The following is a 20,338-nucleotide window of genomic DNA, read 5'->3' on the forward strand; positions in this document are numbered from 1 at the left end:
AAGCGCAGCGCCATCAGGCATCCCGGCCTCACCCTGATTATCGTTTTCCGCTGTGCAACCAGAACGGTTCCAAAGCGATCGCCTCGTTGCGGAAGTGTTCAATTTCAATGTATTGGTTGGCCGCAATGGCGTGACGTAAACCCTGCCAGGTGGCGATCCATTCCGATGCGACCTTTTCGTCGTAGTATCCCGCCAGCATCAGCATGCTATCAATATTGCGCGTCAGGCGCGGAAGTTGATCGGCGTACTGATCGCCCAGCGGCTGAGCAAAAGCTGTTTTCAGTTCAGCGGCATGGCGCGAGAGATGGGTATCTGAGAAACGCTTAAAGGAGTCGGCTATTTTACCCTGCGCCTTCGCATCAAGGAACGGCTGCCACCCTTTGGTCACCAGCCATTCGGTCAGCGCCAGCTTGGCCATCGCCGTTTGCGTGCTGTAAACCGCGGAAACGGCAGAAACGTCAGACGCAATGATCGCTTCCGACTGGGTTAGCAAATCACGTAAGTGAGCACTCGCTTTTCGTGGCACATTACCGCCAAACAGCATCAGAATGTGACGCACCAGGCCCATCGCAGCCAGCACCTCGGCTTTCGCCCCTTTGACGCCGCGCACCCACAGCTCTTCATGGTACTGCCACTGTGATAATGCTAGCTCCAGCGCCGCTTCCAACCCTTGCTCAATACTCGCTTTTGCCGGAACCTTCAAAATGCGCGTCGGTTTGAGTTCACGCGGTGCATTCCCCTGAGCCAGATGATAGCCGCGCGCCGCTTTACTCAGGCTGCCCTGGCGTAAACCGGTTTGCGATACCAGCTGGTTTGCCAGCTTCAATACCGCACGGGTATCGCCGCTTAACAGCTCCAGTTCAAGCTCACAGATAGGTTCAGCCAACTCGCCCGCTTTCACTTCCCCGAGATCGAGGGCCATTTCAATGCGGCTACCGTCGATATCAAGGTGCCATTTCTCACGGTAAAAATCGGTGCTGAAGAGCGGCTGTACCTGAGAGGCAAGTTCAGCGGGCAGTTTGCCATCAGGCCAGACTTCCGTTGGAAACAGGGAGAGATCCAACTCTGGCGCGTTCAGCGCAACGTTAAACTCCGGCCGCTGATGCAGGCCACCCGTCACTCGTCCGGCAATTTTCATGGTCATTTCGTAATGACCGTTCTCACCGCGAATACGCAGCCCCATATCGTGACCACGCAGCCACGCATCCGGCGTTTCGTAGTAGATATTCAGCAACTGGCTGGGCGCATGATGCTCTCCCCCCAGCGTATTCAGACGTTCACGTAGCGCATCTACGGCGTCACTATTGACGATAAATTTTAATTCGATTTCCTGGGCCATGGTCTTGTACTTATGGGTTATGTCACAGTTGAGAAAACTGACTGCGAACTAAGCTCGTTCTTTATGGTCAGTAGATAGTATTTTGCGCCAAATTGCCATGCAACGAGCAATTTGACGGGCGTAAAAGTTTCGAGTGGTGGCAAAAAGGACACAGATGATTCCGATTGATGTCGAATGCTTTGCGTAGAGACACTGATGCCACTACTATCGTTCCACTTTCTATGACAATAACGACAGCCTGATGCCAAAATTACGCCTGATTGGATTAACTTTACTCGCACTTAGCGCCACTGCAGTCTCTCATGCCGAAGAAAAGCGCTATGTTTCTGACGAACTGAACACCTGGGTCCGCAGCGGTCCGGGAGATAATTATCGCCTCGTGGGTACGGTTAACGCCGGCGAGGAAGTCACGCTATTACAGACCGATGCCAACACTAACTACGCCCAGGTGAAAGACAGCACCGGACGTACCGCCTGGATCCCACTGAAAGAGCTGAATAGTACGCCGAGCCTGCGTACCCGCGTTCCCGATCTGGAAAACCAGGTTAAGACCTTGACCGATAAGCTCAATAATATCGACACCACGTGGAATCAGCGCACCGCCGATATGCAGCAAAAAGTGTCGCAAAGCGACAGCGTAATCGACGGGCTGAAACAAGAAAACCAGAAGCTGAGGAACGAGCTTATCGTGGCGCAAAAGAAGGTCAGCGCAGCCAACCTTCAGCTTGATGACAAACAGCGCACCATCATCATGCAGTGGTTTATGTACGGCGGCGGCGTGCTGGGTCTTGGTTTGTTGCTCGGCTTGGTTCTGCCACACATGATCCCCAGCCGTAAACGCAAAGATCGCTGGATGAACTGAATCGCCTTCTCCGCCGCACTGACATATGATTAAGGGATCATAATTTCAAAAGGAAAGTGGCGTGAAGATTTATCTGGTCGGTGGTGCTGTTCGGGATGCGTTATTAGGGCTACCGATTAAAGATAAAGATTGGGTTGTTGTCGGCGCCACGCCGCAAGAGATGCTCGACGCGGGCTACCAGCAGGTAGGGCGCGATTTTCCCGTGTTTCTGCATCCGCAAACCCGGGAAGAGTATGCGCTGGCGCGTACCGAACGCAAATCAGGCTCGGGGTATACCGGATTCACCTGCTACGCCGCGCCGGATGTGACGCTGGAGGCCGATCTTCAGCGTCGCGATCTGACCATCAACGCAATGGCCCGCGATGACGACGGCGAGATTATCGATCCGTATAACGGACGCGACGATCTGGAAAACCGTCTGCTACGCCATGTGTCCCCCGCCTTTAGCGAAGATCCATTGCGCGTGCTGCGCGTGGCGCGCTTTGCTGCCCGCTATGCGCACCTCGGTTTTCGTATCGCTGAAGAAACCATGACGCTGATGCGCGATATGAACGCCGCAGGGGAACTGGAGCACCTGACGCCAGAGCGAGTGTGGAAAGAAACAGAAGGTGCTTTAACCACCCGTAACCCACAGGTATTTTTTCAGGTCCTGCGCGACTGCGGCGCACTGCACGTCCTGTTTCCGGAAGTAGATGCCCTGTTTGGCGTTCCCGCGCCCGCGCAATGGCACCCGGAAATTGATACCGGTATTCACACGCTGATGACGCTGTCGATGGCGGCCATGTTAAGTCCGGAGGTCGACGTGCGTTTTGCCACGCTGTGCCACGATCTTGGCAAGGCATTGACGCCAAAAGCGCTGTGGCCACGCCACCACGGTCACGGTCCGGCAGGCGTGAAGCTGGTCGAGCAACTGTGCCAACGCCTGCGCGTGCCGAATGACATCCGTGATTTAGCCAAACTGGTAGCCGAGTTCCACGACCTCATTCATACCTTCCCGATCCTGCAGCCGAAAACCATCATTAAGCTGTTTGATTCCATCGATGCCTGGCGCAAACCGCAGCGCGTGGAGCAAATCGCCCTGACCAGCGAGGCCGACGTGCGTGGGCGAACCGGTTTTGAAGCGGCGGATTATCCGCAAGGCAGGCTGTTGCGTGAAGCCTGGCAGGTTGCGCAGGCGGTACCAACGAAAGACGTCGTTGAGGCGGGATTCAAAGGTCAGGCTATTCGCGAGGAACTGACCCGGCGTCGGATCGCGGCGGTGGCCGCCTGGAAAGAACAACGTTGCCCGAAAGCGTAGACAGAGCATTGCCGGATAAGCTTTAACGCCGCTATCCGGCAAGCTAGTAAAATCAGAAGAACACGACGTAAACGGCAGCCGCCACAATAAAGCGGTAAATCGCAAACGGAATAAACGAGATGCGCTTAATCAGCTGCAGGAAGGTTTTGATCGCCACCAACGCCACGATAAACGCCGTCACGAAACCAACTGCAAACATCGGAATATCTGATGCGCTGAGGAACGTCCAGCTTTTGTAGAGATCCAGCGCCGTTGCGCCCATCATCATCGGCACGGCCAGCAGGAAGGAGAATTCGGAGGCCGCGTAACGGCTTACTCCCATCAGCATACCGCCAGAAATCGTCGCCCCGGAACGAGAAAAACCCGGCCACAGCGCCAGACACTGGAAACAGCCAATCATAAACGCCTGGCGATAGGTCATATCATCCAGACCCGGCGCACGCGGCTCTTTCGGCTTCAGGCATTCTGCGGCAATCAGCAGCACGCCCCCTACCACCAGCGCATACATCACGTTGATCGGGTTAAACAGCGATTTGATGATGTCGTGGAAAATCAGTCCCAGTACGACGGCAGGAACCATCCCCAACAGGATATGGCCCAGCGTCAGCCGACCTTTGCCAGTGCCTTCATGTGGGACCTTACCGAAGTGAATGCCAATCAGGCCAAACAGACGTCGCCAGAACATCACCACGACCGCCAGGATAGAGCCCAACTGGATAACCACCTCAAATGTTTTTGCGGTGTCACCCTCAAAACCCAGCAAGTGGCCAACAATAATCATATGGCCGGTACTGGAAACGGGTAAAAACTCCGTCAATCCTTCGACCACACCCAAAATTGCCGCCACCAGCAGCGAGTGCATATCACTCATTAATGAACCTCTAGATAGATAAACCACGGCGAAAACGAGCCGACATAAAGACCCTTTTATACCCGTTTGGTTTAGATATTATTATTTTAATTATTTTCTTTCAGATTATTGCCACGCTCAATGATAACCCCGACGTTCGCCGCACGGGCTACCGCGCCAGGTTTACTGAGTTTGATCCGCACCCATGGAGAATTAAAACGGCTCAGCAGCAGATCCGCCACCTCTTCCGCCACGCGTTCGACCAGCGCAAAGCGCCCGCCTTCCACATGATTAACAACCGTTTGAGCAATATCAGCATAGCTCAGGCAATCAGCCACATCATCGCTTTTAGCCGATTTACGGTTGTCCCACGCCATTTCGATATCGAACACCAACTGTTGTTCGATCGTTTGTTCCCAGTCGTAAACACCAATAGTGGTGATTACAGAAAGTTGCTCTATAAATACAATATCCATCACGACCTGCCTGCTTTTTGGCTAACCCGGATACCACTTCCGGCGAAATATGCGTATTATCCACAGAAGTAGCGTTTTACACGACATTTTCAAAACGGAACAGCTTATGAGTGCAATCGCGCCTGGAATGATTATCTTCGCGTACCTCTGTGGCTCAATTTCCAGTGCTATTCTGGTATGCCGCCTTGCTGGATTACCGGACCCGCGTGACAGCGGATCTGGGAATCCGGGCGCGACAAACGTATTGCGCATCGGTGGCAAAGGAGCCGCCGTCGCGGTGCTGATTTTCGACGTCCTGAAAGGTATGTTACCCGTCTGGGGTGCCTATGCGCTAGGCATTAGCCCCTTCTGGCTGGGATTGATCGCGATCGCCGCCTGTCTGGGTCACATTTGGCCGGTCTTCTTCGGCTTTAAAGGTGGGAAAGGCGTTGCCACCGCCTTTGGCGCAATTGCGCCGATTGGTTGGGATTTAACCGGCGTGATGGCCGGAACCTGGCTGCTGACCGTCTTATTAAGCGGCTATTCATCACTAGGCGCTATCGTCAGCGCGCTGATCGCCCCCTTTTACGTCTGGTGGTTCAATCCCCAGTTCACTTTCCCGGTGTCCATGCTGTCGTGCTTAATTCTGTTACGCCACCATGACAACATTCAGCGTCTGTGGCGTCGTCAGGAGCCAAAGATCTGGACCAAGCTGAAGAAAAAACGCGAAAGAGACCCAGAGTGATTTTAATGTCGGATAGCGACGCAACAGCGTCTTATCCGGCGTGGGGAATGTGATACCCCTCTACCGGTTTGCCTAATCGGTGCTGGCACCACGTCGCCAGAAACTCCACGCACACCCGAAGCTTCACGCTGCGATACAGCGGCTCCTGATAAACCGCCCAGATATTGGCGCTTTGCGCATAGTCCGGCAGCACGCGCACCAGTTCACCGCTTGCCAGAAACGGCTGCAGGTCCCATTCGGAACGCAGCATAATCCCTTTTCCCTGTAGCGCCCACTGCAACACAATCTCGCCGCTGTTAGAGGAAAGATGTCCCGCCACCTTGACCGACTTTTTCTCCTGGCCGTTATCCAGCTCCCACACCCCGTGGGTCATATCGCGTTCTTTAGTGACCAGGCAATCATGACGACTTAATTCCTGCAGCGTTGTCGGCTCACCGTATTTTTGTAAATACGTCGGCGCTGCACATAATATTCTTCTATTTTTCGTTAACAAATGCGCAATATAATAATCCGGAATCTCGTCATTAATACGAATATCCAAATCGATATTATCCTGCGCCAAATCAATTTGCCGATCATAAAGTTCAAAATGCACCTGTAATTCAGGATAGCTATGCATCAGTTCGGTAATAGCCGGTGCAATATAACTGCGCCCAAAGCCAAAGCTACAGCCGATACGAATCATCCCTGCCGGGCGCGTTTTGAGTTGCGTGACGTCATCGACCAGATGCTGATAGCCCGCAAGAATAGCCTGCGCATGTTCATAACAACGTTGACCACTCTCCGTGAGTATCACGCCGCGCGCGGAGCGGCTTAGCAGCGTCGTCCCCAGCGTGGACTCAAGGATCTGAATGCGTTTCGTCACAAACGCGGGTGTTTGGCCCAGCGCCGCGGCGGCGGCACTGAAGCTGCCGCTATGAACAATTTCAACCAGGACCTGCAGGTCTTTCGCGAGGGGATACGTGTTCAGCATGATAGGTATATCCGTAAAGTTGTTAACCGCAGTGTAATTCCCTCATGCGTATTAAACCCTGCCTTTGCGCAATTTTTATTGCTTATCTGAACATCATTCACGATCTGTTAATTGGATATTCACAGTGGCAAATAATATAAACCCACATTTTTAGTGGTAGTTTGTGGCGGAGAATTTATTTCCAGACAAATAAAAGAACTGGAGTTAACAAGATGAGCAATCAAAATAACCAAAATGCGATAACTACGCTGACAAACATTGTCGCCGATTTTACCGCCATGATTTCTACCCGCATGCCTGACGACGTCGTAGATAAATTAAAACAGCTGCGTGAAGGCGAAACTTCACCGATGGGTAAAATCATCTACCACACCATGTTTGACAACATGCAGAAAGCTATCGACCTGAACCGTCCGGCCTGTCAGGACACCGGCGAGATTATGTTCTTTGTGAAGGTCGGCTCCCGTTTTCCGCTGCTGGGCGAACTGCAAAGCATCCTGAAACAGGCCGTTGAAGACGCCACGGTAAAAGCGCCGCTGCGCCATAACGCGGTCGAGATTTTTGACGAAGTGAATACCGGCAAAAATACCGGTACCGGTGTGCCGTGGGTCACCTGGGACATCATCCCTGATAACGACGACGCGGAAATCGAAGTCTACATGGCAGGCGGCGGTTGTACGCTGCCGGGACGTTCAAAAGTGTTAATGCCTTCTGAAGGCTACGAGGGCGTGGTGAAATTTGTCTTCGAAAATATCTCCACGTTGGCAGTCAACGCTTGTCCGCCGGTGCTGGTGGGCGTAGGTATTGCCACCTCTGTGGAAACCGCCGCCGTCCTTTCTCGTAAAGCGGTGCTACGTCCTATCGGATCACGTCATCCGAATCCAAAAGCGGCCGAACTGGAACTGCGTCTTGAAGAAGGGCTGAACCGTCTGGGCATTGGCCCGCAAGGGTTGACCGGGAATAGCTCGGTGATGGGCGTGCATATCGAATCCGCCGCACGCCATCCGTCGACTATCGGCGTTGCCGTTTCTACCGGCTGCTGGGCACACCGTCGCGGCACACTGTTAGTTCATGCTGACCTCTCCTTCGAAAACCTGTCTCACACCCGGAGCGCGTTATGAAAAAGATCCTCACAACCCCGATCAAAGCCGAAGATCTGGCCGACATTCGCGTTGGCGATGTCATCTACCTGACCGGTACGCTGGTGACCTGTCGTGACGTGTGTCACCGCCGCCTGATCGAACTGAAGCGCCCGATTCCTTATGACCTGAACGGCAAAGCCATTTTCCACGCGGGGCCCATCGTACGTAAGAACGGTGAAAAATGGGAGATGGTCTCCGTTGGCCCAACCACCAGCATGCGTATGGAAGCGTTTGAGAAAGACTTTATCGAGCAGACGGGCGTCAAACTGGTGGTCGGCAAGGGCGGCATGGGACCGCTAACGGAAGCAGGCTGCAAACAGTTTAAAGCGCTGCACGTAATCTTCCCGGCAGGTTGTGCGGTCGTGGCGGCAACCCAGGTTGAAGAGATCGAAGAGGTACACTGGACCGAACTTGGCATGCCGGAGTCCCTGTGGGTATGTCGGGTTAAAGAGTTCGGCCCGCTGATCGTTTCCATCGACACCCACGGCAATAACCTGATCGCCGAAAACAAAAAGCTGTTCGCTGAACGTCGCGATCCTATCGTCGATGAAATCTGCGAGCACGTGCACTACATCAAATAACCCTCCCGGAGAGGCGCTGCGCCTCTCCCTTTTCGTAGGGATACAACAATGGCACCTTTAGCTGGTTGGTGGCGATACCTGGCTCCGCTGGTGGTCATCGCCATTATTGCTGTACTGCCCGTCCCCAACGGCCTTGAGAGCCACACCTGGCTCTATTTTGCCGTTTTTACCGGTGTGATTGTGGGGCTGATTCTGGAACCTGTACCGGGCGCGGTGGTAGCGATGATTGGCATTTCGATCATCGCCGTCCTTTCACCGTGGCTGCTGTTCAGCCCGGAGCAACTCGCGCAGGACGGTTTTAAATTTACCGCCAAATCGCTGTCATGGGCGGTATCAGGTTTTTCAAACTCGGTAATCTGGCTTATCTTCGCGGCCTTTATGTTTGGTACCGGCTATGAGAAAACCGGGCTCGGTCGACGTATCGCGCTGATGCTGGTGAAAAAGATGGGGCACCGGACGCTGTTTCTCGGCTATGCGGTGATGTTCTCTGAACTTATCCTCGCTCCCGTCACGCCGTCCAACTCCGCGCGCGGGGCCGGAATAATCTACCCGATTATCCGCAACCTGCCGCCGCTGTATAACTCGCAGCCCAATAGCGCCAGTTCTCGCTCCATTGGCTCGTACATTATGTGGATGGGCATTGTCGCCGACTGCGTCACCAGCGCCATTTTCTTAACGGCGATGGCACCGAACCTGCTGTTAATCGGCCTGATGAAAGGCGCGTCCCACACGGCGCTGAGCTGGGGCGACTGGTTCTTAGGCATGCTGCCGCTGAGTATTTTACTGGTGCTGATTGTGCCCTGGCTGGCGTACGTGTTGTATCCACCGGTGCTGAAATCCGGTGATCAGGTTCCGCGCTGGGCGGATACAGAGCTAAAAGCAATGGGACCGCTCTGCGCACGCGAGAAAAAGATGTTGGTGCTGATGGTCGGCGCACTGGTGCTGTGGATTTTCGGCGGCGATTACATTGACGCCGCGATGGTCGGATACAGCGTAGTGGCGTTGATGCTGGTACTGCGCATCATTAGCTGGGATGACATCGTCAGTAATAAAGCCGCGTGGAACGTCTTTTTCTGGCTGGCCTCGCTGATAACGCTGGCGACCGGGCTCAATAACACCGGTTTTATTACCTGGTTCGGCAAGCTGCTGGCAAACGGGTTGAGCGGCTATTCGCCGATGATGGTGATGGTGGCGCTCATTGTGGTGTTCTATCTGCTGCGCTACTTCTTTGCCAGCGCCACGGCGTATACCTCCGCCCTGGCACCGATGATGATTGCCGCCGCGCTGGCGATGCCGGAAATTCCACTTCCGGTCTTCTGCCTGATGGTCGGCGCAGCCATTGGTCTCGGCAGCATTCTGACCCCGTATGCCACCGGTCCTAGCCCTATCTACTACGGCAGCGGCTATTTGCCGACGGTGGATTACTGGCGACTCGGTGCTATTTTTGGCCTGATTTTCCTTGTGCTGCTGGTGATTACCGGTCTGGTCTGGATGCCCCTCGTTTTACTGTAAAACCCCATTGGGGCGGCATATTGTCGCCCCTTTATCCATAAGCTTCTCATATGATCGATTTCCCGATGTGCTGAGGCATACTTTTTTGTATGCAAACACCCTCATGCTGATAAGGGAAACGCTCTGGACACGGTTGCGCACGAGACACTCACACGGGGCTGGCAGGCCGAACTGGATCTGCATTTCACCCGCACTGGGCACAACACGGTGCTCGCCTCGGCGCGTCATCATGGTCCATTGACGGTTCAGCGTCCGTTTTACCCGGAAGAGGACGTCTGCCACCTCTATTTGCTTCATCCACCCGCGGGGATCGTCGGCGGGGATGAACTACACATTGCCGTAACTCTCAACGAAAACAGTCATGCGTTAATCACCCAGCCCGGCGCGGGAAAGTTTTATCGCAGCGGTGGGCCGCAGGCGTTGCTACGCCAACATTTCACGCTCGCGCCGCACGCCACGCTGGAGTGGCTCCCCCAGGATACGATCCTCTTTCCCGGCGCCAACGCCACTATCCAGTCCGTCTTTCACATCGCGTCAGAGAGTCGACTGCTGGCCTGGGATCTGCTGTGTCTCGGGCGACCAGTTATGCAGGAGTCCTTCAGCCACGGCACGCTGCAAAACCGTCTGGAAGTGTGGCGAAATGGGCAGCCGCTGCTGATAGAGCGCTTGCAGTTGCAGAAGGGGGAGCTGAGCGGCGTTGCGCACCATCCCTGGGTCGGCACGTTGCTGTGTTATCCGGCCACTGAAAACATGCTGGAAGGCACGCGCGAGCGGCTGACGCCGCTTGGCGATTACGCCGGGGCAACGCTTAACGACTCACTGCTGACGATCCGCTTTCTTGCCAACGACAACCTGATTGTTCAGCGCGTTATGCGTGACATCTGGCAATTTCTGCGCCCGCTTTTGACACACAAACCGCCCGTACTACCGCGAATCTGGCAAACCTAAGAGACCCCGTATGGAACTGACCCCCAGAGAAAAAGACAAGCTGTTGCTGTTTACCGCCGCGCTGGTGGCAGAACGTCGCCTGGCCCGCGGGCTGAAGCTGAACTATCCGGAATCGGTGGCGCTAATTAGCGCTTTCATCATGGAAGGGGCACGCGATGGTCAAACCGTGGCCTCGCTGATGGAAGACGGGCGTCACGTCCTGCGCCGCGATCAGGTGATGGAAGGCGTTCCGGAGATGATCCCAGATATTCAGGTTGAAGCGACGTTTCCGGACGGATCAAAGCTGGTCACCGTCCACAACCCGATCGTTTAAGGAGCGGCAATGATCCCAGGTGAATATCAGATAGCCAAAGGCAATATCGCGCTCAATCAGGGGCGGGAAACCTGTACGATCGTGGTGGAAAACCATGGCGACAGACCCATCCAGGTGGGATCGCACTATCACTTTTCCGAGGTGAACCCGGCGCTGCGCTTTGACAGGCGGGCTGCACGCGGCTTTCGTCTAAACATTCCTGCGGGCACGGCGGTACGTTTTGAGCCGGGACAAAAACGCGAAGTCGAACTGGTACGCGTCGCTGGCGCACAAAGGATCGTGGGTTTTCGCAACGAAGTGATGGGCGCGCTGGAGGCAAATGATGAGTGAAATTTCACGGCAGGCGTACGCCGACATGTTTGGCCCAACCACCGGCGATAAGGTACGTCTGGCGGATACCGAGCTGTGGATTGAGGTGGAAAAAGACTTCACCACCTACGGCGAAGAGGTCAAATTCGGCGGCGGGAAAGTGATCCGCGACGGCATGGGTCAGGGACAAATGCGCGCGCAAGCGTGTGTGGATCTGGTGATAACCAACGCCCTGATCGTCGATCACTGGGGGATCGTGAAAGCGGATATCGGCATCAAGGACGCCAGGATCTTCGCCATCGGTAAAGCGGGTAATCCCGATATTCAGCCCGACGTCACGATCCCGATCGGCGTGGGAACTGAAGTCATCGCCGGGGAAGGCAAGATCGTCACCGCGGGCGGTGTGGATACGCATATTCACTGGATCTGCCCACAGCAGGCACAGGAGGCGCTGGTTTCCGGCGTAACGACGATGATCGGCGGCGGCACCGGCCCGGCGGCAGGAACTAACGCCACCACCTGCACGCCGGGTCCGTGGTACATCGCGCGCATGCTGCAGGCGGCAGACGCCTTGCCGGTTAACATCGGTTTGCTGGGTAAAGGCAACGGCTCAAACCCTGACGCCCTGCGCGAGCAAATCACCGCGGGCGCCATTGGCCTGAAAATCCATGAAGATTGGGGCGCCACGCCAGCCACCATCAACTGTTCCCTGGAAGTGGCAGAGGAGATGGATATCCAGGTGGCGCTGCACAGCGATACGCTCAATGAGTCCGGTTTCGTTGAAGATACGCTGGCGGCGATTGGCGATCGCACCATTCATACCTTCCACACCGAAGGCGCGGGCGGCGGCCATGCGCCAGATATCATCACCGCCTGCGCGCATCCGAATATTCTGCCCTCCTCCACTAACCCGACGCTGCCCTATACCGTCAACACCATCGACGAGCATCTCGACATGCTGATGGTTTGCCACCACCTCGATCCGGATATCGCCGAAGACGTGGCTTTTGCCGAATCACGCATTCGCCGGGAAACGATCGCTGCCGAAGATGTGCTGCATGACATTGGCGCGTTTTCCCTGACCTCGTCCGATTCACAGGCGATGGGGCGCGTGGGCGAAGTGATCCTGCGCACCTGGCAGGTGGCGCACCGCATGAAGGTTCAGCGTGGTCCGCTGGCAGAAGAAACAGGCGACAACGACAACCAGCGCGTTAAACGCTACGTCGCCAAATACACCATCAACCCGGCGCTAACCCACGGCATCGCCCACGAAGTTGGCTCCGTTGAGCCTGGCAAACTGGCCGATCTGGTGCTGTGGTCCCCAGCCTTTTTTGGCGTAAAACCAGCGACGATCGTAAAGGGCGGGATGATCGCGTGTGCGCCGATGGGCGATATCAACGCCTCGATCCCCACCCCGCAGCCGGTGCATTACCGCATGATGTTCGGCGCACTTGGCGCGGCGCGGCATCGTACTCGGCTGACCTTTATTTCGCAGGCCGCTAACGCGCAAAACATCCCGCAGCAGCTCAATTTGCAAAGCGCCATCGCCGTCGTCAAAGGCTGTCGGACGGTGAAAAAGGCCGACATGATCCACAACGGCCTGCAACCCAATATTACCGTCGATGCTCAGACTTATGAGGTGCGCATTGATGGCGAACTAATCACCAGCGAACCGGCAGACGTTTTGCCGATGGCGCAACGCTATTTCCTGTTTTGAGGAGTGACGATGATCTACCTGACCCAACGCCTTGACCACGCCCACCGCGTCACCGCAAGCGTCACGCTACCCATTGATATGCGAGTAAAAAGCCGTGCCAGAGTGACGCTGAACGACGGTCGCGAAGCCGGACTAATGCTTCCGCGCGGTTTGCTGTTACGCAGTGGTGATCTGCTGACCACCGAAGATGGCAGCGAGGTGATCGAAGTGATCGCCGCGCCGGAGTCAGTTTCCGTGGTGCGCTGCGCCGATCCTTTCCTGCTCGCCAAAGCCTGTTATCACCTCGGCAATCGCCACGTTCCGCTGCAAATTCTGCCGGATGAGTTGCGCTACCATCACGATCATGTGCTGGACGCCATGTTGCGCCAGTTCAGCCTGGAGGTGACGTTCGCTCAACTACCGTTTGAACCGGAAGCAGGCGCTTATGCCAGTGAATCACACGGGCATCATCACGCCCATGCGCACTGATGCATAACATCCAACAGCTGCGTCTGATGCAGCTCGCCAGCAGCGCTCTCCCGGTGGGGTCGTTTACCTGGTCCCAGGGTCTGGAGTGGGCGGTTGAAATCGGCTGGGTGAAAAGCGCCGATGACTTCTCTGACTGGCAAATCCAGCAGATGGAGCAGAACTTCTTTACCGTCGACCTACCGCTACTGGCGAGACTGTATCGCGCCTGCGAGCAGGACGATCTCGCTGCAGCACGCCGCTGGATCGCTTACCTGTTGGCCTGTCGGGAAACCCGCGAACTACGGGATGAAGAACGCAGTCGGGGCGCGGCGTTTACGCGGCTGGTCACCGACTGGGAAGCAGATTGCTCGCGGGAGTGGCGCGCGCTCTTTGTCGACAGCCAACTCTGCGGTATGGCCTGGCTGGGCGTGCGCTGGAAAATCCCCCTGACGGAGCTGGCGTTAAGCCTCGGCTACAGCTGGATTGAGAGCGCAGTGATGGCTGGCGTCAAACTGGTCCCTTTTGGGCAGCAGGCGGCCCAGCGTTTGATCATTGCGCTCTGCAATCGGTATGCGCAAGGTCTGGCACAGGCGCTGGCGTGTCCTGACGCCAGCCTCGGCTCAGCAACGCCGTTGGCGGCCATCGCATCTGCCCGGCATGAAACCCAATATTCCCGATTATTCCGCTCCTGAGGAGAAAAAATGAGTAACAACAAGCATCCCCTGCGCGTGGGCGTTGGCGGCCCGGTTGGCTCCGGCAAAACGGCGCTGCTGGAAGCGTTATGCAAATCCATGCGCAGCAGCTATCAACTGGCGGTGGTAACCAACGATATCTATACCAAAGAAGATCAGCGCATTCTCACCGAGGCAGGCGCCCTGGAGCCAGACAGGATCGTCGGCGTGGAAACCGGCGGTTGCCCGCATACCGCTATCCGTGAAGATGCGTCGATGAATCTGGCCGCCGTAGAGGCGCTGAGCGAGAAATTCGGCAATCTGGATCTGATTTTTGTGGAAAGCGGCGGCGATAACCTGAGCGCCACCTTCAGCCCGGAATTAGCGGATCTGACGATCTATGTGATCGACGTTGCCGAAGGTGAGAAGATCCCGCGTAAGGGTGGTCCGGGGATCACCAAATCTGATTTTCTGGTGATCAATAAAACCGATCTGGCCCCTTACGTGGGCGCCTCGCTGGAGGTGATGGAGCGCGATACCCTACGCATGCGCGGCGAGCGTCCGTGGACGTTTAGTAATTTAAAATCCGGAGAAGGTCTGGAAAAAATTATCGCGTTTCTGGAAGAGAAAGGGATGCTGCGGGAGTAGAGTATTGCCCGGTGGCGCTACGCTTACCGGGCCTACAATATTATGTACTTATGCCGCCGGTAATTCCGCCAGCGGCCAGCGAGGACGCACGGTCACGCCAAGATCCGCCGTTGCACCCGCTTTAAAACGCACCATGCCCGCGTAGGCGATCATCGCCCCGTTATCGGTGCAAAATTCCGGACGCGCGTAAAACACTTCGCCACGACGCTTTTGCATCATCTCGGCCAGTTTTGCACGCAACGTACGGTTAGCGCTCACGCCCCCCGCCATCACCAGACGTTTAAAACCGGTTTGATCCAGCGCGCGTTTACACTTGATCATCAGCGTATCAACCACAGCATCTTCAAACGCACGGGCGATATCTGCACGCGTCTGATCGTCATTTTCGTTATTACGAATGGTATTCGCGGCGAAAGTTTTCAGGCCGGAGAAACTGAAATCCAGACCCGGACGGTCGGTCATCGGGCGCGGGAAGACAAAGCGTTTTTCAACGCCTTGCGATGCAAGCTTTGACAGCATTGGGCCGCCAGGATAATCCAGCCCCAGCAGCTTGGCCGTTTTATCGAACGCTTCACCGGCGGCATCATCTATCGATTCACCCAGCAATTCATACTGCCCAATACCGGTGACGCTGATCAGTTGCGTGTGACCGCCGGAAACCAGCAGCGCAACGAAGGGGAAAGCAGGGGGATTATCTTCCAGCATCGGCGCCAGCAGATGCCCTTCCATATGGTGCACAGGAATTGCCGGTACGCCCCAGGCGAACGCCAGCGAACGTCCTACGGTTGCGCCGACCAGCAGCGCGCCAACCAGACCAGGACCTGCGGTATACGCCACCGCATCAATCTCTTTTGCCGTCAGTCCCGCTTCTTTCAGCGCGGCCTGGATCAGCGGTACGGTTTTACGTACGTGATCGCGCGAGGCCAGTTCTGGCACTACGCCGCCGTAGTCAGCGTGTAATTTCACCTGACTATACAATTGGTTGGCTAAAAGACCTTTTTCATCGTCGTAAATGGCGATGCCGGTTTCATCGCAGGATGTTTCAATACCCAGTACACGCATGACTTGTTTTACCTCGCTCTATTACCGCGCAGTGTAGGACCAATGCGGGTTGATGTAAAACTTTGTTCGCCCCAGGAGTTCCGCTCGTGTATACTCCTTATCCTTATAAAAGTCCCTTTCAAAATCGCGTCGGTGCTTTACAAAGCAGCAGCAATTGCAGTAAAATTCCGCACCATTTTGAAATAAGCTGGCGTTGATGCCAGCGGCAAACCGAATTTATAAAGGTGAGAGTTACATGCCGGTAATTAAAGTACGTGAAAACGAGCCGTTCGACGTAGCACTGCGTCGCTTCAAGCGTTCATGCGAAAAAGCAGGTGTTCTGGCGGAAGTTCGTCGTCGTGAGTTCTATGAAAAACCGACTACTGAACGTAAGCGCGCTAAAGCTTCTGCTGTGAAACGTCACGCGAAGAAACTGGCTCGCGAAAACGCACGCCGTACTCGTCTGTACTAATCCATTGAGAGCCAAGGCTCTCAATTCAGACAGAGTTGTAGTTGTAAGGCCGTGCTTCCGGAAGGAATGCGCGGCTTGTTTTCGTTTATACGCATCATCATTCAAGCTGCCTCTGCGTTGGCTGCAGTCGTTCCCTCCAGTCACGTACTGATGTACGCTCCTGAGGATTCGCTCCCTTGCCGTCTTGATGCATCTTGAATGATTTTGTGTATATAAGTCATAAAAAAATAAACGGGGCATATGGCTGGACGAATTCCACGCGTATTTATAAATGACCTGCTGGCAAGAACCGACATTGTCGATCTCATCGACGCGCGGGTAAAGCTGAAGAAGCAGGGCAAAAATTATCACGCGTGCTGTCCGTTCCATAACGAAAAAACCCCCTCTTTCACCGTAAACGGTGAGAAACAGTTTTATCACTGCTTTGGGTGTGGCGCACATGGCAACGCCGTCGACTTTCTCATGAACTACGACAAGCTCGAGTTTGTGGAAACCGTCGAAGAACTGGCCGCAATGCACAACCTTGAAGTGCCCTATGAAGCAGGCAGTGGCCCTAGTCAGATAGAGCGCCATCAACGGCAAAGCCTTTATCAATTGATGGACGGCCTGAACACTTTTTATCAACAGTCTTTGATGCAACCCGCCGCTACCCCCGCGCGCCAGTACCTGGAAAAGCGAGGATTAAGTAGCGACGTTATCACCCGTTTTGCTATTGGTTTTGCGCCCCCCGGCTGGGACAACGTCCTGAAACGGTTTGGCGGCAATGCTGAGAATCGTAAATCGCTGGTCGATGCGGGAATGTTGGTCACCAACGATCAGGGACGCAGTTACGATCGCTTCCGCGAACGGGTGATGTTCCCCATCCGCGACAAACGTGGTCGAGTCATTGGTTTTGGTGGACGCGTGCTGGGCGATGCCCTGCCGAAGTATCTCAACTCTCCGGAAACCGATATTTTCCATAAAGGTCGCCAGCTGTATGGCCTTTATGAAGCCCAGCAGGATAACGCCGATCCGCAGCGCCTGTTAGTGGTAGAAGGCTATATGGATGTGGTGGCGCTGGCGCAATACGGCATTAACTACGCTGTGGCATCCCTTGGGACGTCAACCACCGCCGATCACATCCAGTTGTTGTTCCGCGCGACGAACAACGTAATTTGCTGTTACGACGGTGACCGTGCCGGACGCGACGCAGCATGGCGCGCGCTGGAAACCGCACTGCCCTATATGACAGACGGACGCCAGCTACGCTTTATGTTTTTACCTGACGGCGAAGACCCCGATACGCTGGTGCGTAAAGAAGGGAAAGAGGCCTTTGAAGCCCGGATGGAGAAGGCGCTGCCGCTCTCCGCGTTTTTATTTAACAGCCTGTTGCCGCAGGTGGATTTGAGTACCCCAGACGGACGCGCACAGCTCAGCACGCTGGCATTACCGCTGATTACTCAGGTACCAGGCGAAACGTTGCGCATTTATCTGCGACAGGAGTTGGGAAACAAGCTCGGCATTCTCGATGACAGCCAGCTTGAACGTTTAATGCCAAAACTGGCAGAAAATGGGGCTTCCCGCCCTGTTCCACAGCTAAAACGTACGACCATGCGTATACTTATAGGGTTGCTGGTACAGAACCCGGGTCTCGCCCCGCTGGTTCCGCCGTTAGGCGCACTGGATAGCAATAAACTGCCTGGACTTGGCTTATTCAGAGAACTGGTCAACACTTGTCTGGCTCAGCCAGGTCTGACCACCGGACAACTTTTAGAACACTATCGTGGCACAAATGATGCTGCGACCCTTGAAAAACTGTCGATGTGGGACGATATAGCAGATAAAGATATCGCAGAAAAAACCTTCACCGACTCACTCAACCATATGTTTGATTCGATGCTTGAGCTGCGCCAGGAAGAGTTGATAGCTCGTGAGCGCACACACGGTTTAAGCAGCGAAGAACGCCGGGAACTCTGGACGCTGAACCAGGAACTGGCCAAGAAATAACAGAAAGACAAAAGTATTTAACGGCTTAACTGCCGAATATCGCTCGGGAAGCCCCCGACAGCCGCACGGAGAGGCAGCGGCAAAATATAAGTATGCCCTCGTTTTGCCGTTGGCGGTTTTACCGCCCAACACCAATCAAACGAATTAAGTGTGGATACCGTCTTATGGAGCAAAACCCGCAGTCACAGCTGAAGCTACTTGTCCAACGTGGTAAGGAGCAAGGCTATCTGACCTATGCCGAGGTCAATGACCATCTGCCGGAAGATATCGTCGATTCAGATCAAATCGAAGACATCATCCAAATGATCAATGACATGGGTATTCAGGTGATGGAAGAAGCACCTGATGCCGATGATCTGCTGCTTGCTGAAACCTCCAACAGCACCGATGAAGACGCGGAAGAAGCGGCTGCCCAGGTTCTGTCCAGCGTTGAGTCTGAAATCGGTCGTACAACTGACCCGGTCCGCATGTACATGCGTGAAATGGGTACCGTTGAACTGTTAACCCGTGAAGGCGAAATCGACATCGCTAAACGCATCGAAGACGGGATTAACCAGGTTCAATGCTCCGTTGCCGAATACCCGGAAGCCATCACCTACCTGCTTGAGCAATACGATCGTGTAGAAGCTGAAGAAGCGCGTCTTTCCGATCTGATCACCGGCTTTGTCGATCCGAACGCGGAAGAAGACATGGCGCCAACGGCGACACACGTCGGTTCTGAGCTCTCTCAGGAAGAGATGGATGACGATGCAGACGAAGATGAAGAAGATGACGACGACAGCAGCGATGACGACAACAGCATCGACCCTGAATTAGCGCGTGAAAAATTCGGTGAACTGCGTACTCAGTACGAAATCACTCGCGACACCATCAAAGCGAAAGGCCGCAGCCATGCTGCCGCGCAGGAAGAAATTCAGAAGCTGTCTGAAGTGTTCAAACAGTTCCGCCTGGTGCCGAAGCAGTTCGACTACCTGGTAAACAGCATGCGCGTCATGATGGACCGCGTGCGTACTCAGGAACGTCTGATCATGAAGCTCTGCGTTGAGCAGTGCAAAATGCCGAAGAAAAACTTCATCACCCTGTTCACTGGCAACGAAACCAGCGAAACCTGGTTCAACGCGGCAATCGCGATGAACAAACCGTGGTCTGAAAAACTGCACGACGTGGCAGATGATGTTCACCGCGGACTGCAGAAACTGCAGCAGATTGAAGAAGAAACCGGCCTGACCATCGAGCAGGTTAAAGACATCAACCGTCGCATGTCTATCGGTGAAGCGAAAGCCCGCCGTGCGAAAAAAGAGATGGTTGAAGCGAACTTACGTCTGGTTATCTCTATCGCCAAGAAATACACCAACCGTGGTCTGCAGTTCCTGGATTTGATTCAGGAAGGTAACATCGGTCTGATGAAAGCGGTTGATAAGTTTGAATACCGTCGTGGTTACAAGTTCTCTACCTATGCAACCTGGTGGATCCGTCAGGCGATCACCCGCTCGATCGCGGATCAGGCACGTACCATCCGTATCCCGGTACATATGATTGAGACCATCAACAAGCTCAACCGAATCTCCCGTCAGATGCTGCAAGAGATGGGCCGCGAGCCGACGCCGGAAGAGCTGGCTGAACGCATGCTGATGCCGGAAGACAAGATCCGTAAAGTGCTGAAGATCGCTAAAGAGCCTATCTCCATGGAAACGCCGATTGGCGACGATGAAGATTCGCATCTGGGTGATTTCATCGAGGATACCACCCTCGAGCTGCCGCTGGATTCTGCTACCACCGAGAGCCTGCGTGCCGCAACGCACGACGTTCTGGCAGGCCTGACCGCCCGTGAAGCGAAAGTACTGCGTATGCGTTTCGGTATCGATATGAATACCGACCACACACTGGAAGAAGTCGGTAAACAGTTCGACGTTACCCGCGAACGTATCCGTCAGATCGAAGCGAAAGCGCTGCGTAAACTGCGCCACCCGAGCCGCTCTGAAGTGCTGCGTAGCTTCCTCGACGATTAATCTCGCCGCATAAGCATAAAC

Annotated in this window: 21 protein-coding genes; 16 read left to right on the top strand and 5 right to left on the bottom strand. The window is 54.8% G+C overall.

What is annotated here, in order from left to right; translation table 11 throughout:
* Positions 1-37: 37 nt before the first annotated feature.
* A complete protein-coding gene (locus BZK42_RS16100) occupies positions 38-1,339 on the bottom strand; it encodes a CYTH domain-containing protein (RefSeq protein ID WP_046276260.1) in 1,302 nt (433 codons plus the stop codon).
* A gap of 241 nt (positions 1,340-1,580) precedes the next feature.
* On the opposite strand from BZK42_RS16100, the gene BZK42_RS16105 reads away from it, so the two are divergent.
* Positions 1,581-2,201: a TIGR04211 family SH3 domain-containing protein gene (locus tag BZK42_RS16105; protein WP_016154533.1), complete on the top strand. Its 621-nt coding sequence runs from the start codon at positions 1,581-1,583 to the stop codon at positions 2,199-2,201.
* A 61-nt stretch (positions 2,202-2,262) separates the two neighbouring features.
* The gene (locus tag BZK42_RS16110; protein ID WP_016157495.1) at positions 2,263-3,498 is read left to right on the top strand and encodes a multifunctional CCA addition/repair protein; all 1,236 of its coding nucleotides are present in this window, start codon (positions 2,263-2,265) and stop codon (positions 3,496-3,498) included.
* Positions 3,499-3,550: 52 nt separating this feature from the next.
* On the opposite strand, the gene bacA is transcribed toward BZK42_RS16110, so the two are convergent.
* A complete protein-coding gene (bacA, locus tag BZK42_RS16115) occupies positions 3,551-4,369 on the bottom strand; it encodes an undecaprenyl-diphosphate phosphatase (RefSeq protein WP_016154535.1) in 819 nt (272 codons plus the stop codon).
* A gap of 86 nt (positions 4,370-4,455) precedes the next feature.
* A complete protein-coding gene (gene folB, locus BZK42_RS16120; RefSeq protein ID WP_003828442.1) occupies positions 4,456-4,824 on the bottom strand; it encodes a bifunctional dihydroneopterin aldolase/7,8-dihydroneopterin epimerase in 369 nt (122 codons plus the stop codon).
* Between the two features lie 106 nt (positions 4,825-4,930).
* Here folB and plsY point away from each other — a divergent pair, with 106 nt between their 5' ends.
* Complete coding sequence (gene plsY, locus BZK42_RS16125) at positions 4,931-5,548, top strand: glycerol-3-phosphate 1-O-acyltransferase PlsY (protein WP_016154536.1); 618 nt, start codon at positions 4,931-4,933, stop codon at positions 5,546-5,548.
* 31 nt (positions 5,549-5,579) lie between these two features.
* On the opposite strand, the gene ttdR is transcribed toward plsY, so the two are convergent.
* Positions 5,580-6,521: an L-tartrate utilization transcriptional activator TtdR gene (gene ttdR, locus BZK42_RS16130; RefSeq protein WP_016157496.1), complete on the bottom strand. Its 942-nt coding sequence runs from the start codon at positions 6,519-6,521 to the stop codon at positions 5,580-5,582.
* Positions 6,522-6,733: 212 nt separating this feature from the next.
* Here ttdR and ttdA point away from each other — a divergent pair, with 212 nt between their 5' ends.
* The 10 genes from ttdA (at position 6,734) to ureG (ending at position 14,809) form a co-directional block, all read left to right on the top strand.
* On the top strand, positions 6,734-7,642 hold the full coding sequence (ttdA, locus tag BZK42_RS16135; RefSeq protein WP_016154538.1) for a L(+)-tartrate dehydratase subunit alpha: 909 nt from the start codon (positions 6,734-6,736) through the stop codon (positions 7,640-7,642).
* On the top strand, positions 7,639-8,244 hold the full coding sequence (gene ttdB / locus BZK42_RS16140) for a L(+)-tartrate dehydratase subunit beta (protein WP_016154539.1): 606 nt from the start codon (positions 7,639-7,641) through the stop codon (positions 8,242-8,244). Before ttdA ends, ttdB begins: the two co-directional genes overlap by 4 nt.
* Positions 8,245-8,292: 48 nt before the next feature.
* Complete coding sequence (locus tag BZK42_RS16145) at positions 8,293-9,756, top strand: anion permease (RefSeq protein ID WP_049283285.1); 1,464 nt, start codon at positions 8,293-8,295, stop codon at positions 9,754-9,756.
* Between the two features lie 123 nt (positions 9,757-9,879).
* Positions 9,880-10,704 carry an urease accessory protein UreD gene (locus tag BZK42_RS16150; RefSeq protein WP_200047093.1) on the top strand — a complete coding sequence of 275 codons (825 nt, stop codon included), beginning with the start codon at positions 9,880-9,882 and terminating at the stop codon, positions 10,702-10,704.
* 10 nt (positions 10,705-10,714) lie between these two features.
* Positions 10,715-11,017 carry an urease subunit gamma gene (locus tag BZK42_RS16155; protein WP_016154542.1) on the top strand — a complete coding sequence of 101 codons (303 nt, stop codon included), beginning with the start codon at positions 10,715-10,717 and terminating at the stop codon, positions 11,015-11,017.
* A gap of 9 nt (positions 11,018-11,026) precedes the next feature.
* Positions 11,027-11,347 carry an urease subunit beta gene (locus BZK42_RS16160; RefSeq protein WP_080859507.1) on the top strand — a complete coding sequence of 107 codons (321 nt, stop codon included), beginning with the start codon at positions 11,027-11,029 and terminating at the stop codon, positions 11,345-11,347.
* Complete coding sequence (ureC, locus tag BZK42_RS16165; protein ID WP_080859508.1) at positions 11,340-13,043, top strand: urease subunit alpha; 1,704 nt, start codon at positions 11,340-11,342, stop codon at positions 13,041-13,043. The genes BZK42_RS16160 and ureC overlap by 8 nt, the downstream gene beginning before the upstream one ends.
* A gap of 9 nt (positions 13,044-13,052) precedes the next feature.
* A complete protein-coding gene (ureE, locus tag BZK42_RS16170; protein WP_047499211.1) occupies positions 13,053-13,511 on the top strand; it encodes an urease accessory protein UreE in 459 nt (152 codons plus the stop codon).
* Positions 13,511-14,182 carry an urease accessory protein UreF gene (locus BZK42_RS16175; RefSeq protein WP_047358659.1) on the top strand — a complete coding sequence of 224 codons (672 nt, stop codon included), beginning with the start codon at positions 13,511-13,513 and terminating at the stop codon, positions 14,180-14,182. Before ureE ends, BZK42_RS16175 begins: the two co-directional genes overlap by 1 nt.
* 9 nt (positions 14,183-14,191) lie before the next feature.
* Positions 14,192-14,809 (top strand): urease accessory protein UreG, encoded by a 618-nt coding sequence (gene ureG / locus BZK42_RS16180; RefSeq protein ID WP_016154547.1) that lies wholly within the window; start codon positions 14,192-14,194, stop codon positions 14,807-14,809.
* Positions 14,810-14,857: 48 nt separating this feature from the next.
* On the opposite strand, the gene tsaD is transcribed toward ureG, so the two are convergent.
* Positions 14,858-15,871 carry a tRNA (adenosine(37)-N6)-threonylcarbamoyltransferase complex transferase subunit TsaD gene (gene tsaD, locus BZK42_RS16185; protein ID WP_003024694.1) on the bottom strand — a complete coding sequence of 338 codons (1,014 nt, stop codon included), beginning with the start codon at positions 15,869-15,871 and terminating at the stop codon, positions 14,858-14,860.
* Positions 15,872-16,106: 235 nt separating this feature from the next.
* On the opposite strand from tsaD, the gene rpsU reads away from it, so the two are divergent.
* The 3 genes from rpsU (at position 16,107) to rpoD (ending at position 20,317) form a co-directional block, all read left to right on the top strand.
* On the top strand, positions 16,107-16,322 hold the full coding sequence (rpsU, locus tag BZK42_RS16190; RefSeq protein WP_001144069.1) for a 30S ribosomal protein S21: 216 nt from the start codon (positions 16,107-16,109) through the stop codon (positions 16,320-16,322).
* Between the two features lie 240 nt (positions 16,323-16,562).
* Positions 16,563-18,308, top strand: coding sequence for a DNA primase (gene dnaG, locus BZK42_RS16195; RefSeq protein ID WP_046276250.1), 1,746 nt, complete (start codon positions 16,563-16,565; stop codon positions 18,306-18,308).
* Positions 18,309-18,472: 164 nt separating this feature from the next.
* Complete coding sequence (gene rpoD, locus BZK42_RS16200; protein WP_016154549.1) at positions 18,473-20,317, top strand: RNA polymerase sigma factor RpoD; 1,845 nt, start codon at positions 18,473-18,475, stop codon at positions 20,315-20,317.
* Positions 20,318-20,338 lie beyond the last annotated feature (21 nt).

Origin of the sequence: Citrobacter braakii (assembly GCF_002075345.1) — a bacterium.
In the GTDB taxonomy this organism is placed as follows: Bacteria; Pseudomonadota; Gammaproteobacteria; order Enterobacterales; family Enterobacteriaceae; genus Citrobacter; species Citrobacter braakii.

Coding starts and splice junctions, on each gene's coding strand:
- rpsU (WP_001144069.1), top strand. CDS start 16,107: ATGCCGGTAATTAAAGTACGTGAAAACGAGCCGTTCGACGTAGCACTG.
- BZK42_RS16105 (WP_016154533.1), top strand. CDS start 1,581: ATGCCAAAATTACGCCTGATTGGATTAACTTTACTCGCACTTAGCGCC.
- BZK42_RS16145 (WP_049283285.1), top strand. CDS start 8,293: ATGGCACCTTTAGCTGGTTGGTGGCGATACCTGGCTCCGCTGGTGGTC.
- plsY (WP_016154536.1), top strand. CDS start 4,931: ATGAGTGCAATCGCGCCTGGAATGATTATCTTCGCGTACCTCTGTGGC.
- BZK42_RS16175 (WP_047358659.1), top strand. CDS start 13,511: ATGCATAACATCCAACAGCTGCGTCTGATGCAGCTCGCCAGCAGCGCT.
- ttdB (WP_016154539.1), top strand. CDS start 7,639: ATGAAAAAGATCCTCACAACCCCGATCAAAGCCGAAGATCTGGCCGAC.
- rpoD (WP_016154549.1), top strand. CDS start 18,473: ATGGAGCAAAACCCGCAGTCACAGCTGAAGCTACTTGTCCAACGTGGT.
- ureE (WP_047499211.1), top strand. CDS start 13,053: ATGATCTACCTGACCCAACGCCTTGACCACGCCCACCGCGTCACCGCA.
- BZK42_RS16100 (WP_046276260.1), bottom strand. CDS start 1,339: ATGGCCCAGGAAATCGAATTAAAATTTATCGTCAATAGTGACGCCGTA.
- tsaD (WP_003024694.1), bottom strand. CDS start 15,871: ATGCGTGTACTGGGTATTGAAACATCCTGCGATGAAACCGGCATCGCC.
- bacA (WP_016154535.1), bottom strand. CDS start 4,369: ATGAGTGATATGCACTCGCTGCTGGTGGCGGCAATTTTGGGTGTGGTC.
- ttdA (WP_016154538.1), top strand. CDS start 6,734: ATGAGCAATCAAAATAACCAAAATGCGATAACTACGCTGACAAACATT.
- folB (WP_003828442.1), bottom strand. CDS start 4,824: ATGGATATTGTATTTATAGAGCAACTTTCTGTAATCACCACTATTGGT.
- ttdR (WP_016157496.1), bottom strand. CDS start 6,521: ATGCTGAACACGTATCCCCTCGCGAAAGACCTGCAGGTCCTGGTTGAA.
- BZK42_RS16160 (WP_080859507.1), top strand. CDS start 11,027: ATGATCCCAGGTGAATATCAGATAGCCAAAGGCAATATCGCGCTCAAT.
- ureC (WP_080859508.1), top strand. CDS start 11,340: ATGAGTGAAATTTCACGGCAGGCGTACGCCGACATGTTTGGCCCAACC.
- dnaG (WP_046276250.1), top strand. CDS start 16,563: ATGGCTGGACGAATTCCACGCGTATTTATAAATGACCTGCTGGCAAGA.
- BZK42_RS16155 (WP_016154542.1), top strand. CDS start 10,715: ATGGAACTGACCCCCAGAGAAAAAGACAAGCTGTTGCTGTTTACCGCC.
- ureG (WP_016154547.1), top strand. CDS start 14,192: ATGAGTAACAACAAGCATCCCCTGCGCGTGGGCGTTGGCGGCCCGGTT.